Here is a 13,244-nt window from a genome sequence, read left to right as displayed (position 1 = left end):
GCGACAAGAAAAAGCGGATCAGGGTTTTCGGGCCGCTTTTTCGGTGATGCCCGAGGTGCCTTCACGTCGTTCGAGTTCTTTGAGGACATCGGAGAACGGAATATCGCGCGCCGCAAGCATGACCAGAAGGTGATAGAGCACGTCTGCAGCCTCGGCAGTCAGGTTCTCGCGGTCGTTCTTCACAGCGGCGATGATGGCTTCAACGGCTTCTTCGCCAAACTTCTCGGCACATTTTTCTGGACCTTTCGATAGCAGCTTGGCGGTCCAAGATGTGTCCGGGTCAGCGGTTTTGCGTGCTTCGATTGTTGCGGCGAGTTGGTTGAGGATGGTCATGAAAGCCTCATAGGGATACCGGCGGCGGCCATGTGATCCTTGGCCTCGCGAATTGTGTAGTCGCCGAAGTGGAAGATGGATGCAGCCAGCACGGCGGATGCGCCGCCTTCGGTTACGCCTTCGACCAGATGGTCCAGATTGCCCACACCTCCGGACGCGATCACCGGCACATGCACTGCGTCCGAGATCGCACGGGTCAGTGGCAGGTTGAAGCCTGCCCGCGTGCCGTCGCGATCCATTGAGGTCAGTAGGATTTCACCGGCGCCCTTGGATTCCATCAGTTTTGCAAATTCAACAGCATCGATTGGGTCGCCGTTTTTATCGAGCGCGGCCTTCCGTCCCCCATGGGTGAAGATACCCCACTTGTTGGGTTTGCCATCCGCGTCATGTCCGATTGTTTTGGCATCGATGGCCACAACGATACATTGGCTGCCGAACCGGTCGGCAGAACGGGCAATCACGTCCGGATCTGCGACTGCGGCGGAGTTGAAGCTGACTTTATCGGCCCCCGCCAGCAACAGATCACGCACGTCATCTGGGCTGCGCACACCGCCGCCAATGGTCAGCGGCATGAAGCATTGTTCTGCTGTACGCGTTGCGAGGTCATACATCGTGCCACGGTTTTCGTGGGTGGCCTTGATGTCGAGGAAACACAGCTCGTCCGCGCCGGCGGCATCGTAGGCGCGTGCCTGTTCCACCGGGTCGCCCGCGTCGATCAGATCGACGAAGTTGACGCCTTTCACCGTGCGGCCCTCGGCCACATCGAGACAAGGAATGATACGAGTCTTCAGCATTTTCTGCGCGGTCCTCAGCTGATCACAATTTGTTTTATGTATTCCATCGCCGACTGACCAGAGCATTGTCGCATTCAGACCTGATTAAAGGAATTGTCTTATGAAAAAGCTCACACTCGCGGTCCTAGCGTCTTTGGTTGCGCTTCCTGCAATGGCCGAGATCGTAAAAGTCCCAGCTACCGGTTCGGTGGCTGACACGATGGATGCGTTGGAAGCGGCTGTCGGCAACGCAGGCGCTACCGTATTTGCACGTGTCGATCATGCAGGTGGTGCCGCGTCCGTCGACTTGGAGTTGGGAGCGTCGCAGCTTCTGGTGTTCGGAAATCCCAAGCTTGGCACCCCCGCGATGCAGGATGCCCCACTTGCGGGGTTGATGCTGCCCCTGCGAGTGCTGGTGTATGAAGACGGCGACGGTGCGGTTTGGCTTGCCTATGAGGCACCGGCTGACATGTTGGGAGAGCTCGGCATCGCCGGCGACGCGCCCTATGTTGCCAAGATGACCGGGGCGCTGGGCAAACTGACCGCAGCCGCGGCGGGGGGTTAAAGTGCCGCCAAGGCCGCTTTCAGATCAATCGCGCCGTCATACAACGCGCGGCCAGAGATGGCGCCGTTTAGTGCTACGCCGCAATCGCGCAGGGCAATCAGGTCATCCATCGAGCTGACGCCGCCCGAGGCAATGACCGGGATCGAGACCGCGCGGGCCAGGTCTGCCGTGGCCTCGATATTCGGCCCCTGCATCGCGCCGTCGCGGTTGATGTCGGTATAGATGATCGCGGCGACGCCTGCGTCTTCGAACGACTTGGCAAGATCTGTGACCATCACGTCGGTTTCCTCGGCCCAGCCTTTGGTGGCCACGCGACCGTTGCGTGCGTCGATGCCGACGGCGACCTTGCCGGGAAACGCGCGGGCGGCTTCACGGACCAGATCGGGGTTCTCGACTGCGACGGTGCCAAGGATGACCCGCGATAAGCCCTTTTCGATCCAACCTTCGATGGTGGACATCTCGCGGATGCCACCGCCCAACTGGGCTGGGACGTCAACGGCGGAAAGGATTGCTTCGACCGCTGCGCCATTCACGGGCTCGCCCGCAAAAGCGCCATTCAGATCAACCAAGTGAATCCATTCGCAGCCTGCGTCCTGAAACGCTCGCGCCTGTGCGGCGGGGTTGTCGTTGAAGACCGTGGCCTCCTCCATCTCACCGCGCAACAGGCGCACGCATTGGCCGTTTTTCAGGTCGATGGCGGGGTAAAGGATCATGGCGCGGCTCCGACATTTTTAGCTTTTGGTGCTTTTGGCACGGACTGGGACAGGGGACAAGATGCGCCTCCCGTGACGTAACACTTGCCTAAAAGGGGTCGGCGGGGTCAGGATATTTCCAAATTCAGGGAGGATTACATGAAACGAGTATTAATGGCGCTTGCGCTGAGTGTGGGAATGGCAGCACCGGCTTTGGCGGACGCGGTTGAAGGGGTCTGGAAAACGCAGGTGGACGACGGAGCCTATGCCCATGTCACGATGTCCAAATGTGGGTCGTCGATTTGTGGTGTGATCTCAAAGGCGTTCAACGCAAGCGGGCCAATCAAATCAGACAACATCGGTAAAAAGTTGGTTTGGGATATGAAGCCACAGGGTGATGGCTTCTATAACGGCGGCAAGATCTGGCAGCCATCGACCGGTAAAGTGTTTAAGTCGAAGATGACGCTTTCAGGCAGCAGCCTGAAGGTTCAGGGCTGCGTTGCGGTCTTTTGTAAGAAGCAGACTTGGTCACGCGTGAAGTGATTGACATCTTCCTACAACTTAAAGGGCGTCCAAGCGGGCGCCCTTTCTCATGGCGCCCAGCTTAGGAAATTGGCGATCATTCGCAGACCAGCGGCTTGGCTTTTTTCAGGGTGAAATTGCATTCCGATCAAGTTGTCCCGTCCGACGATAGCAGTGATGTCGCCTGCGTAGTCACAATGGGCCAGCCGGTCCGCGGCATTGTCGACGACGAAATGATAGGAATGCACGAAGTAGGCATGATCACCCGTTTCGACCCCTTTTAGCACCGCGTGGTCGCTGTCGATAACAAGATCGTTCCACCCCATATGAGGGACCTTCAGGGCCGGATCGGACGGTTCGATCCTGCGAACATGTCCTTTGATCCAGCCAAACCCGTCCGTGTCCTGATATTCATGACCCATCGAGGCCAGCATCTGCATGCCGACGCAAATCCCCATGAAGGGGCGGCCTTGATTGATCACAGCCTCTTCCAAGGCTTCATAGATGCCCCGATGGTCTGACAGCTGCTTACGGCATGCCGGGAAAGCTCCGTCACCCGGCAGAACGATGCGATCGGCGCGGGTAACGTCCTCGGGCTTGGTCGATACGATAACCTCGCCTGCATTCGTCTCGGCGGCCATGCGTTGAAACGCTTTTTCTGCCGAGTGCAGGTTGCCGCTGTCATAGTCGATGATCACGGTTAGCATGATGGTCTCCGGATCGGATGCGGGTCAGAGCGCGCCCTTGGTCGAGGGGATGGCATCCGCCTTGCGCGGATCGGTTTCAATGGCAATTCGCAACGCACGTGCGACGGCCTTGAAGGCAGCCTCGGCCACGTGGTGGGCGTTGAAGCCGTGAATTTGGTCGATATGAAGCGTGATGCCGCCGTGGGTCGCCAGTGCTTGGAAAAACTCACGCACCAGTTCGGTGTCAAACGTGCCGATTTTGGGCGTGGCGAAGTCGACATTCCACACAAGGAATGGGCGCGCCGATAGGTCAAGTGCCGCACGCACCTGCGCGTCATCCATGGGTAGGTGGCATTCGCCATAACGACGGATGCCCTTTTTGTCGCCAAGCGCCTCGACCAAGGCTTGGCCGATCGCGATACCGGTGTCCTCGACGGTGTGGTGGTCATCAATATGCAGATCACCCGTGGCGCGGATCGTCATGTCGATCAGCGAGTGGCGCGACAGCTGGTCCAGCATGTGGTCAAAGAACCCCACACCGGTTTGGTTGTCATAAGCGCCGGTCCCGTCAAGATTGATCTCGACCGAGATATCGGTTTCCGCGGTTTTGCGGGTGATCGTTGCGCGCCGCATCAGGTCATCCTTCTATTAGCTGCGCCCCTTATAGGAGCGCATTGTCGCGCCGAAAAGGCGACTTTTCAAACGATTGCTGTTGCTGTGGTAATCATACCCCCACGCGGACGGTCGGACACATGGGTGTCCGCGTGGGGGTATATCGCTCTACTCCCGTTTGTGGCGGGTAACGTCGGTTAGGCAGCCTGAGATTGCATGAACTCGCGCGGGCACAACGTGATCAAATGGCTCAGATCGTCGCGACCCATATAGGTCATAAACCCCTTCAGCGGGGCGTTTCCACCTTTTGCGAACCACGCCAAGGCACCCGGATCCGTGTGCATATATCCCTCGCGCTCTGCCAAACCTTTGAACGCGTATTTTTCGGGCATGAAGCCAAACACGTAGTCTGGCGACCAACGCAACACGCACGTGGCCAGCGCGAACCTTGCCAACATCCCAGGCAGGCCCGTGCCACGATAGCGGTCATCGCCCTTTACCCATAGCTCGCCATGATAACAGGTCTTGCCGCTGATACGTTTGGCCCCTGGGCCAGGAGAGTAGCGGCACCGGTCAAAATCCAGATCAAGACCGGTAGGCGGGAAATCCACGAACTTGCTGTCCAGATAATCCGACAATGGTACCCCGTCCAAGTCGAACCGGCGCATGGCTTGGGTGTGAACCAGCTCGCCGGTCTCGTTCCAGCCGACAATCCAAAAGCCATTGTCTTCGTTCATAACGTGTAACTTGGGATCAAAAGGCATGCCAATTGGCTGGTGCGTCCGGTGTTCGTTTATGTATTTTTCGTAGAGGTCAAAGTCCGACCCCATCTCGATCATCATGCCGTAATCATTGGCCATATCGAGGATCGCGGTTACGAATTGAGCCCCCGCAAAGGTGTCATGAATGGTCATTTTGGTCTCCCATGTGTGTGGTGCATGAGAATTTTAACCTAAGGGGGAATTTTTTCGAATCGTTTCGGCAAATTTCCCGTTATGCGGGAATAACAGCAAAAATATGTGGAGACTGGGTCTCAATTAGCACGATATCGGGGCGTTTTTGCGTTAAGGCAGCTTGTGCACTGCGTTACGTAGCAGGTGGAATCTCGTTCATTTCAAAGCTTTCATCCATGCTGTTGCGATTCTCTTCGCTCAGATTTGCGATCACTACGTTGCGTGTGCGGTCGATCAATGTCGCCAGAGCGAACTCTCCATCCGCAAATCGGCAGGCCATCGCCAGACGCTGATAGCTGATCGTTTTCAACTCATCGTCGGGACCGTGCCCGATACGTGTATGAATATGATCCAGTCGAATGCCGCGGGTGGTTGCGATATCATGGAATGGTTTGGCTAGAAGATTGGCAAAACCGGGTCCACCAGGAAGGTTGGCAATCCCCTTACCGACCGATGACCGATACTTCTCCCAGCCGAACCACGTGGCGTAGGAAGACTTTTCCCCGACCTCTGTACAGATCCAGTCACCATTATCTTCGTTGAAGCGAAAGACCATCAGGTAAGGGCGAAGCGGCTGCAATGCCGGACTTTCCAAATCGCCTTGTGAATCCGCCCAGGCGTGAAACGCATACTGTACCAACGGCGATCCCATATCCCAAATGGCGGTCAGCGGATGTTGCTGTAGGTAAAAAGGAATGGGTCCGACCTGAAGCCCAAGATAAAATAGCTCGTTTACGTGTTTGCTTTCGTCGTGAAGCCACGCCTCGCATCGTGCGATAAGTTCCTCGGCCTCGCGAAGTGAGTTCTTACCAGCTTCAGTCAGCACATATTGCCGGTTTTCGAATGAAAAGAGCGGACTGCCTTTGTATTCCTCCAGCAACGCGATGTGCCGGCGTACTGTTTGACGCGTGCTTTGGAGCTCCCGAACGGATTCGGAGAGGTTCAGCGTGCGCGCCAAAGATGCATAGGAACGCAGCATTTCAAACAGAAGTGGGGGGCTGTCTCGAGTGCTCATTTTTATAACATACCGGTGATCACCAAACTGTTTCCGCGATGTAATTCATAACAATCTCTGAATTTAACAAAGAAAAAGTTGTTTTGAAATGGATATTTAGCTAGTTGGGTAAAAAAATCATCCATGGGGTGTATATTTACGTACCCGTACTGTTCACCTCTCACCACTTGGATACGAGGTGGCAGGCTGCCATTCTCTCTAAACGGGAAGCAATTAAATGGTGAGAGAAAATGGTCCATCCTGTTGATGTCCATGTGGGTAAGAAGATCCGAGAAGTCCGTCTGCTGCGCGGCCTAACTCAAGTAAAAGTGGCGGAGCAACTGGGACTGTCGTTCCAGCAACTCCAAAAGTACGAAACAGGGTACAATCGCGTATCCGCAAGCAAGATGTTCGAGATTGCACAATTATTGAATGTGCAACCTGGCTACTTCTTTGAAGGCCTCGCAGATGCTGAGGGCGCCGAGAATGAGGCCATGGATGAACGGACAGCGAAAGCTGCACAGGCCTTGTCGTCAATTTCGGACGTCAAGGTTCGCAATCAGATACAGTCGATGATCCACGAGTTGGCCAATCGACAGTCGCTGAGCGCCTGAGCAGTAACACGTCCTTCTGAGGGGAAGGGGTGGGGAAAAGGGGATGCGTTTGCGCGTCCCCTTTTCTGTTTTTCCGATCAAAAAGGGAAAAACGCCAACGCACGGGTTGGTTTAGAAATAGGGATCTAAGAAGGTGGTCCATTGGAGCGGGCGAGGCGATTCGAACGCCCGACCCTAACCTTGGCAAGGTTATGCTCTACCCCTGAGCTACGCCCGCATCCTATGGCAGTCTTCGGCTGGGTAGGCCGAACTGGGTAACCGAATGGAGCGGGCGAGGCGATTCGAACGCCCGACCCTAACCTTGGCAAGGTTATGCTCTACCCCTGAGCTACGCCCGCTTCCTTCGGTGAGCCGTGAGATATGTAATCCAACGCCGACCTGCAAGGGGAAAATCGCAGACGCGGCGGTTTTTTGTAAGAAGTTTGAGGCTGGCGTTACAGATACACCTGTTTTGCCGGGGCGCTGGCATTTCTGTGTTGCGGCTCTCGGGTGTGTTACTGTCAGCGTGAATACATCAATTCACCCAGCAAAGGCGGACCATGCCACATCTCAATGTCAACGACGTAATGCTTCACTACACAGATCAGGGGCAAGGGGCGGAGACGATCTTGTTTTCACACGGGCTTCTTTTCAGCGGCGAAATGTTCGCGGCGCAGGTTTCGGCCCTGTCTGACGACTACCGCTGCATTACATTCGACCATCGCGGACAGGGTCAAAGTGACGTAGCCAAAGATGGATACGACATGGACACCTTGACCGACGATGCGGCTGCGCTAATCGAGGCGCTAGGCATCGGGCCGTGTCATTTTGTAGGGCTATCTATGGGTGGTTTCGTCGGCATGCGCTTGGGCCTTCGTAAACGCGAACTGCTAAAGACCCTTACATTGATCGAAACCAGCGCCGACCCAGAACCGAAGGAAAACCATTTCCGCTACAAGCTGCTGAATGTTGTCGCACGATGGTTTGGTTTGAAGGCCGTCGTCGGGAAAGTGATGCCCATCATGTTTGGCCAAACGTTTCTAAAGGACGATAAGCGACGTGCAGAGCGCCAGCACTGGCGTAGCAGAATAGCGGCGAGCAATCGATTTGGGATCACACGTGCGGTGAATGGTGTCATTCACCGGGACGGTATTTACGATCAATTGCCCCAGATGTCTGTTCCAACCTTGATCCTTAGCGGTGACGAGGATGTGGCAACAACACCTGAGAAATCGCGACGTATGCATAACGCGATTAAGGGATCGAAGTTGGTTTCTGTTCCGAAAGCGGGACATTCTGCAACAATCGAAGCGCCTGAAGCGATCACCAAAGCCATCTCCGATTTTCTTCAAGATCAGGCGAAGTAAAGGAAATGGCCGCCCGATTGAGCGGCCATTTCCGAGCGTTTCTGAGCAGCGTTATTCCAACTCGATCATAAGGTCCTTGGCGTCGATCTGGCCACCAGCTTGAACATGGACCGCTTTGACCGTCGCATCCCGTTCTGCATGGATGCCGGTTTCCATCTTCATCGCCTCGATGGTCAAAAGCAGATCACCTTCGTGCACCTGTTGACCAGCGCTGACAGCAACGGTGGCGACCACGCCCGGCATCGGTGCGCCGATATGATCGGCATTGCCTTCGTCGGCTTTGGGGCGTTGGATCGTCGAGGCTTTGACCAAACGGTTAGGGACCCGGATGGTGCGGGGTTGGCCATTGAGTTCGAAGAAGACTTTGACCTCGCCGTCCTCGTTCGTTTCGCCAACTGCTTGCAGTCGAATTTCCAGTGTCTTGCCCGGGTCAATCTCGGCTGAGATTTCTTCCCCCGGTTCCATTCCATAAAAGAAGGTCTTTGTCGGCAGGGCCCGCACGGGTCCATACTGACGATGACGCCCCATGTAGTCCAAAAATACTTTGGGATACATGAGATAGCCGTTCAGGTCTTCGTTATCGACCTTGAACCCCTGCAACTCCTTTGACAGTTCGGCGCGGGTTGCCTCAAGATCCACCGGCTCCAAGTGTTTGCCGGGACGTTTCAGATTTGGTTTCTCGTCCTTCAGGACCTTGCTAACAATCTTTTTCGGGAACCCACCTGGAGGTTGGCCAAGATTGCCGCGCATCATGTCGACAACGCTGTCCGGGAAGGCCACGTCTGCTTTTGGATCCTCGACCTCGGCACGGGTCAAGTTCTGGCTGACCATCATCAGCGCCATGTCTCCCACGACCTTAGAAGACGGTGTAACTTTGACGATGTCGCCAAACATCTGGTTCACATCGGCATAGGTCTGCGCGACCTCGTGCCAGCGATCCTCCAACCCAAGTGAGCGGGCTTGCGCCTTGAGGTTGGTAAACTGTCCGCCAGGCATTTCATGCAGATAGACTTCTGATGCCGGGGCCTCTAGCCCGCTTTCAAACGCGGCGTACTGCCCACGAACGCCTTCCCAGTAGTTGGACATCTCGCGGATCGCACCGATATTCAGGCCGGTGTCGCGGTCGGTGTTGCGTGTGGCCTCGACGATTGAGCCCAGACAAGGTTGCGATGTCCCACCCGAAAATGCATCCATCGCCGCGTCGACTGCGTCTACGCCCGCTTCGGCCGCGGCAAGGATGGTCGCACCAGCGATGCCGGATGTGTCGTGAGTATGGAAGTGGATCGGCAGACCAACTTCGTCCTTCAACGCCTTGATAAGCGCGCGGGCAGCGGCGGGTTTCAGAAGCCCAGCCATGTCTTTCAAGCCCAGAACGTGCGCACCGGCAGCTTCAAGCTCTTTGGCCATGCCAACATAATATTTCAGGTCGTATTTCGACCGGTCTGGGTTCAGAATATCGCCCGTGTAGCAGACCGTGCCTTCGCAAACTTTACCGGCCTCGACCACCGCATCCATGGCGACACGCATGTTTTCCACCCAGTTGAGGCTGTCAAACACGCGGAAGACGTCAATCCCGTTGGCGGCTTCCTTCACAAAGGCCTGCACCACGTTGTCTGGGTAATTGGTGTACCCGACCCCGTTTGAGGCCCGCAAAAGCATCTGCGTCATCAGGTTCGGCATCGCTGCACGCAGGTCGCGAAGGCGTTGCCACGGGCATTCCTGCAAGAAGCGATAGGCCACATCGAAGGTTGCTCCGCCCCAGCATTCGACGCTGAACAGCTCGGGCAGATTGGCGGCATAGGCAGGTGCCGCCGTGATCATATCGATCGAGCGCATGCGTGTGGCCAGAAGCGACTGGTGTCCGTCGCGCATGGTGGTGTCAGTGATCAGCAGCTTTTGCTGCGCTTTCATCCAATCAGCGACGGCCTGTGGCCCCTCGGCTTCCAATAACGTGCGCGTTCCCGGTGCCGGTTCAGCGTGCAATGTCGGAGGTTTGGGGATTTTCAGATCGGCGATCGGTGCGGCGCGGCCCTCGGTTTCAGGATGTCCGTTCACCGTGATATCTGCGATATAAGTCAGAACCTTGGTGCCCCGGTCGCGTCGCTTTTTGAACTGGAACAGCTCTGGTGTCTCGTCGATGAACTTCGTTGTGTACTGATTGTTCAGGAACGTGGGATGCTTCAGCAAGTTCTCGACGAACGCGATGTTTGTCGACACACCACGAACGCGGAATTCGCGCAAAGCGCGGTCCATCCGCGCAATTGCGGCCTCGGGCGTTTGCGCCCAGGCGGTCACCTTGGTCAGAAGCGAGTCGTAATAGCGGGTGATCACACCGCCCGCATAGGCTGTGCCGCCATCCAAACGGATACCCATGCCCGTCGCCGACCGGTAAGCTGTGATACGGCCATAATCCGGGATGAAATTGTTCTGTGGGTCCTCTGTCGTAACGCGCGTTTGTAGCGCGTGACCGTTCAGGCGGATGTCATATTGGCTGGCTTTCCCGGTGGCTTCCGCCAGTGACTTGCCCTCAGCGATCAATATCTGAGCCTGAACGATGTCAATGCCGGTGACCTCTTCTGTGACAGTGTGTTCAACCTGCACGCGGGGGTTCACTTCGATGAAGTAGAACTTGCCGGTTTCCATATCCATTAGGAATTCAACGGTGCCCGCACATTCATAGTTCACATGGGCGCAGATTTTGCGGCCAAGTTCACAGATTTCTTCGCGTTGAGCTTCCGAGAGGTATGGGGCAGGGGCACGTTCGACAACCTTTTGGTTGCGCCGTTGAACTGAGCAGTCGCGTTCATAAAGGTGATAGATATTACCGTGGCTGTCGCCAAGGATCTGCACCTCGACGTGGCGGGCGCGGGTGATCATCCTTTCCAAGTAACCCTCGCCATTGCCGAAGGCAGCCTCGGCTTCGCGACGGCCTTCCAAGACCTTTTCTTCCACCTCGTCTGGGCCGAAGATGGGCCGCATGCCGCGTCCGCCGCCACCCCAACTGGCCTTCAGCATGAGGGGATAGCCGACGGCTTCGGCTTCTTTCTTGATGGCCGCGATATCGTCGCCCAACACTTCGGTGGCGGGGATGACGGGGACTCCGGCCTCTACCGCAACCTTCCGGGCCGAGGCCTTGTCGCCCAAGGCGCGCATGGTTTCGGCCTTCGGGCCAATGAAGGTAATGCCGTTGGCCGCACAGGCGTCCACGAAATCGGGGTTCTCAGACAAAAGACCATAGCCTGGGTGGATCGCGTCCGCACCGCACTCCTTGGCCACGCGGATAATTTCATCAATCGAGAGGTAAGCGGCCACGGGCCCCATGCCCTCGCCGATCCGGTATGCCTCGTCGGCTTTAAACCGATGCAAGCCCAGCTTGTCTTCTTCGGCATAGATGGCAACGGTTTTCTTGCCCATTTCGTTGGCGGCGCGCATCACACGGATCGCAATCTCGCCCCGGTTGGCAATCAGTATTTTCTGAAAGTCCCGCATCTCACACTCCCCTTGGCCCAATGTGTAGATTTGGATCGAATTGGTAGGACGTGCTGCGCTGCAGCGCAATAGGGTTTGTAAGGTTTCTGCAATGATTATCTGCAAATTGGTAATATTTACTTACCAAAATTGCACAAGTTAAGCAGCAGGCCTATCCGTGTTTGGAAAGTAGTCCACCAGGTTGGCGCGTGATTCGACCCTCAAGCTCGAGCGTGACGAGTTCGGGTAGGATTTCGGCCGACGCCATGCCTGATGTGCCACCCAGATCGCGGATCAATTGATCTTCGGCCAGTGGGCTTGGTCCCAACCGCGATAGTATCTGGCTGTGTAGTTTTGCCGTTTCCTTCAGATTTCGATCCTGGACCGGTTCTTGCCTGTCTGTTGCCGCGTGCGCGACAGGGGCTGGCGTTTTTACGGCATCGGATGGTGCCGGGCGGGCAGGACCAATCGCTTCGATTACATCTTCGGCACCGCGGATCAGGGCCGCGCCATCACGTATCAGAAAATTGCACCCGGTGGCGCGGGCATCGAAGGGGTGGCCGGGCACTGCCAGGACATCACGCCCCTGATCCAGTGCATTGCGCGCCGTGATCAGTGAACCTGATTTCGCGGCCGCTTCGACCACCACGACGGCGCGCGCGAGACCCGAGATTAGCCTGTTTCGACGGGGGAAATGCCTGGCCTGAGGCGTCAGCCCCGGTGCTTGTTCCGACACACGTAACCCTTTGCGCGCAATATCTTCGGCCAGCACGGTGTTTTCTTTGGGATAGATGACGTCTACGCCACCGGCCATGACAGCGACGGTGGTCCCGACCTCAACCGCGACCTCATGCGCAACGGTGTCGATGCCACGGGCAAGGCCCGAAACGGTGGTGAACCCGGCCTCGCTTAGCTCACGCGTCAATTTTCGTGCCATGCGAATGCCAATCGACGACGCGTTGCGTGCACCGATAAGGGCGACCATCGGACGGTGAAGCAAAGCGACGTCGCCTATGGCCCAGAAGAACGGAGGGGGGTCGGATATTTCCGACAGAAGCTCGGGATATTCGGGGGTGCCCCATGAAATCATCCGAGCGCCTGCAAAATGTGCGCGGCGCAGTTCTTCTTCGGCAATTTCGACCGGGCAAGGGGTGTAATTTTTCACGCCCGCGGCCTGTGCGACCTCTGGCAAGGCATCCAAAGCGGCTTGTGCCGTGCCGTGCTCGCCGAGTAGCCGAAAGAAGGTCGCAACGCCAACGCGACGTGATCGCAAGAGACGGATCCACGCCAGTTCATCTTCCGCAGTCAAAGGTGAGGGGGTGGGGTGGAGTAGGGAAGCTGAAATATCCATTGGCATGATTGATTCCGTCTCTTGCGGATTAACCATGCGCTGGGATTGGTTAAGGAAATACTAACTCAGCTTCCAGCAGAATTTGACGTGGGGCGTGGCGGAACACTGCGTCGTGTGATCGCGGTAATCATTATGTGAAACAAAGCACCGGCAATGAGGCCGGGCGGAACCACATCCAAAAGATAACCCGATAGCCTTTCTGCTTGCGGAATTACTAGGGCCTGTTAACACTTAATCATATCGACGATTAGGGCGAAATTCAGGAAAGCGCGGTACATGACGTCCAGCTTTTCGAACCTTGAGAAGATGCGCCGGTATCCTTTCAGCCTTCGAAA

13 protein-coding genes, 2 tRNA genes and 1 pseudogene are annotated in these 13,244 nt (G+C 56.3%); 4 read left to right on the top strand and 12 right to left on the bottom strand.

The genetic code is table 11. From position 1 onward, the window contains the following. Positions 1-18: 18 nt before the first annotated feature. Both V6N04_RS05765 and hisF read right to left on the bottom strand, forming a co-directional pair. Positions 19-333, bottom strand: coding sequence for a phosphoribosyl-ATP diphosphatase (locus V6N04_RS05765; RefSeq protein WP_371169187.1), 315 nt, complete (start codon positions 331-333; stop codon positions 19-21). Next, entirely contained in the window at positions 330-1,127 is a 798-nt protein-coding gene (hisF, locus tag V6N04_RS05760; RefSeq protein ID WP_371169186.1) for an imidazole glycerol phosphate synthase subunit HisF, read from the bottom strand. The genes V6N04_RS05765 and hisF overlap by 4 nt, the downstream gene beginning before the upstream one ends. A 100-nt stretch (positions 1,128-1,227) precedes the next feature. Here hisF and V6N04_RS05755 point away from each other — a divergent pair, with 100 nt between their 5' ends. After that, positions 1,228-1,671: a DUF302 domain-containing protein gene (locus V6N04_RS05755; protein WP_371169185.1), complete on the top strand. Its 444-nt coding sequence runs from the start codon at positions 1,228-1,230 to the stop codon at positions 1,669-1,671. Here V6N04_RS05755 and hisA read toward each other — a convergent pair. Further along, positions 1,668-2,384: a 1-(5-phosphoribosyl)-5-[(5-phosphoribosylamino)methylideneamino]imidazole-4-carboxamide isomerase gene (gene hisA / locus V6N04_RS05750; protein WP_371169184.1), complete on the bottom strand. Its 717-nt coding sequence runs from the start codon at positions 2,382-2,384 to the stop codon at positions 1,668-1,670. The genes V6N04_RS05755 and hisA overlap by 4 nt on opposite strands. A 138-nt stretch (positions 2,385-2,522) precedes the next feature. Between hisA and V6N04_RS05745 the strand changes: the two genes are divergently transcribed. Beyond that, complete coding sequence (locus tag V6N04_RS05745) at positions 2,523-2,906, top strand: DUF2147 domain-containing protein (protein WP_371169183.1); 384 nt, start codon at positions 2,523-2,525, stop codon at positions 2,904-2,906. Positions 2,907-2,953: 47 nt separating this feature from the next. Here the strand turns inward: V6N04_RS05745 and hisH are convergent, their stop codons facing one another. The 4 genes from hisH to V6N04_RS05725 all read right to left on the bottom strand — a co-directional run bounded on the left by hisH (position 2,954) and on the right by V6N04_RS05725 (position 6,151). After that, positions 2,954-3,592: an imidazole glycerol phosphate synthase subunit HisH gene (hisH, locus tag V6N04_RS05740; RefSeq protein ID WP_371169182.1), complete on the bottom strand. Its 639-nt coding sequence runs from the start codon at positions 3,590-3,592 to the stop codon at positions 2,954-2,956. 24 nt (positions 3,593-3,616) lie between these two features. Continuing rightward, a complete protein-coding gene (hisB, locus tag V6N04_RS05735; RefSeq protein WP_371169181.1) occupies positions 3,617-4,204 on the bottom strand; it encodes an imidazoleglycerol-phosphate dehydratase HisB in 588 nt (195 codons plus the stop codon). A gap of 176 nt (positions 4,205-4,380) precedes the next feature. Further along, entirely contained in the window at positions 4,381-5,097 is a 717-nt protein-coding gene (locus tag V6N04_RS05730; RefSeq protein WP_371169180.1) for a hypothetical protein, read from the bottom strand. A 172-nt stretch (positions 5,098-5,269) separates the two neighbouring features. Continuing rightward, positions 5,270-6,151: a LysR family transcriptional regulator gene (locus tag V6N04_RS05725; RefSeq protein ID WP_371169179.1), complete on the bottom strand. Its 882-nt coding sequence runs from the start codon at positions 6,149-6,151 to the stop codon at positions 5,270-5,272. A 230-nt stretch (positions 6,152-6,381) separates the two neighbouring features. Here V6N04_RS05725 and V6N04_RS05720 point away from each other — a divergent pair, with 230 nt between their 5' ends. After that, positions 6,382-6,744 (top strand): helix-turn-helix domain-containing protein, encoded by a 363-nt coding sequence (locus V6N04_RS05720; protein ID WP_371169178.1) that lies wholly within the window; start codon positions 6,382-6,384, stop codon positions 6,742-6,744. Positions 6,745-6,886: 142 nt separating this feature from the next. On the opposite strand, the gene V6N04_RS05715 is transcribed toward V6N04_RS05720, so the two are convergent. Together V6N04_RS05715 and V6N04_RS05710 are read right to left on the bottom strand one after the other, a co-directional pair. Then, positions 6,887-6,961 (bottom strand) — tRNA-Gly (locus V6N04_RS05715). A gap of 46 nt (positions 6,962-7,007) precedes the next feature. Further along, a tRNA-Gly gene (locus V6N04_RS05710) sits at positions 7,008-7,082 on the bottom strand. Positions 7,083-7,283: 201 nt separating this feature from the next. On the opposite strand from V6N04_RS05710, the gene V6N04_RS05705 reads away from it, so the two are divergent. Further along, positions 7,284-8,090, top strand: coding sequence for an alpha/beta fold hydrolase (locus tag V6N04_RS05705; RefSeq protein ID WP_371169177.1), 807 nt, complete (start codon positions 7,284-7,286; stop codon positions 8,088-8,090). 51 nt (positions 8,091-8,141) lie between these two features. On the opposite strand, the gene V6N04_RS05700 is transcribed toward V6N04_RS05705, so the two are convergent. The 3 genes and pseudogenes from V6N04_RS05700 to V6N04_RS05690 form a co-directional block, all read right to left on the bottom strand. Continuing rightward, positions 8,142-11,579: a pyruvate carboxylase gene (locus tag V6N04_RS05700; protein ID WP_371169176.1), complete on the bottom strand. Its 3,438-nt coding sequence runs from the start codon at positions 11,577-11,579 to the stop codon at positions 8,142-8,144. Positions 11,580-11,730: 151 nt separating this feature from the next. After that, positions 11,731-12,909: a DNA-processing protein DprA gene (gene dprA / locus V6N04_RS05695; RefSeq protein ID WP_371169638.1), complete on the bottom strand. Its 1,179-nt coding sequence runs from the start codon at positions 12,907-12,909 to the stop codon at positions 11,731-11,733. 224 nt (positions 12,910-13,133) lie between these two features. Continuing rightward, positions 13,134-13,244: pseudogene (locus tag V6N04_RS05690) on the bottom strand (IS5-like element ISCARN85 family transposase); the annotation flags it as partial.

The organism is Aliiroseovarius conchicola, from assembly GCF_041403445.1.
Classification (GTDB): domain Bacteria; phylum Pseudomonadota; class Alphaproteobacteria; order Rhodobacterales; family Rhodobacteraceae; genus Aliiroseovarius; species Aliiroseovarius conchicola.
The sequence above is the reverse complement of the archived record's forward strand: the minus strand, read 5'-3'. Positions and strand labels throughout refer to the sequence as shown.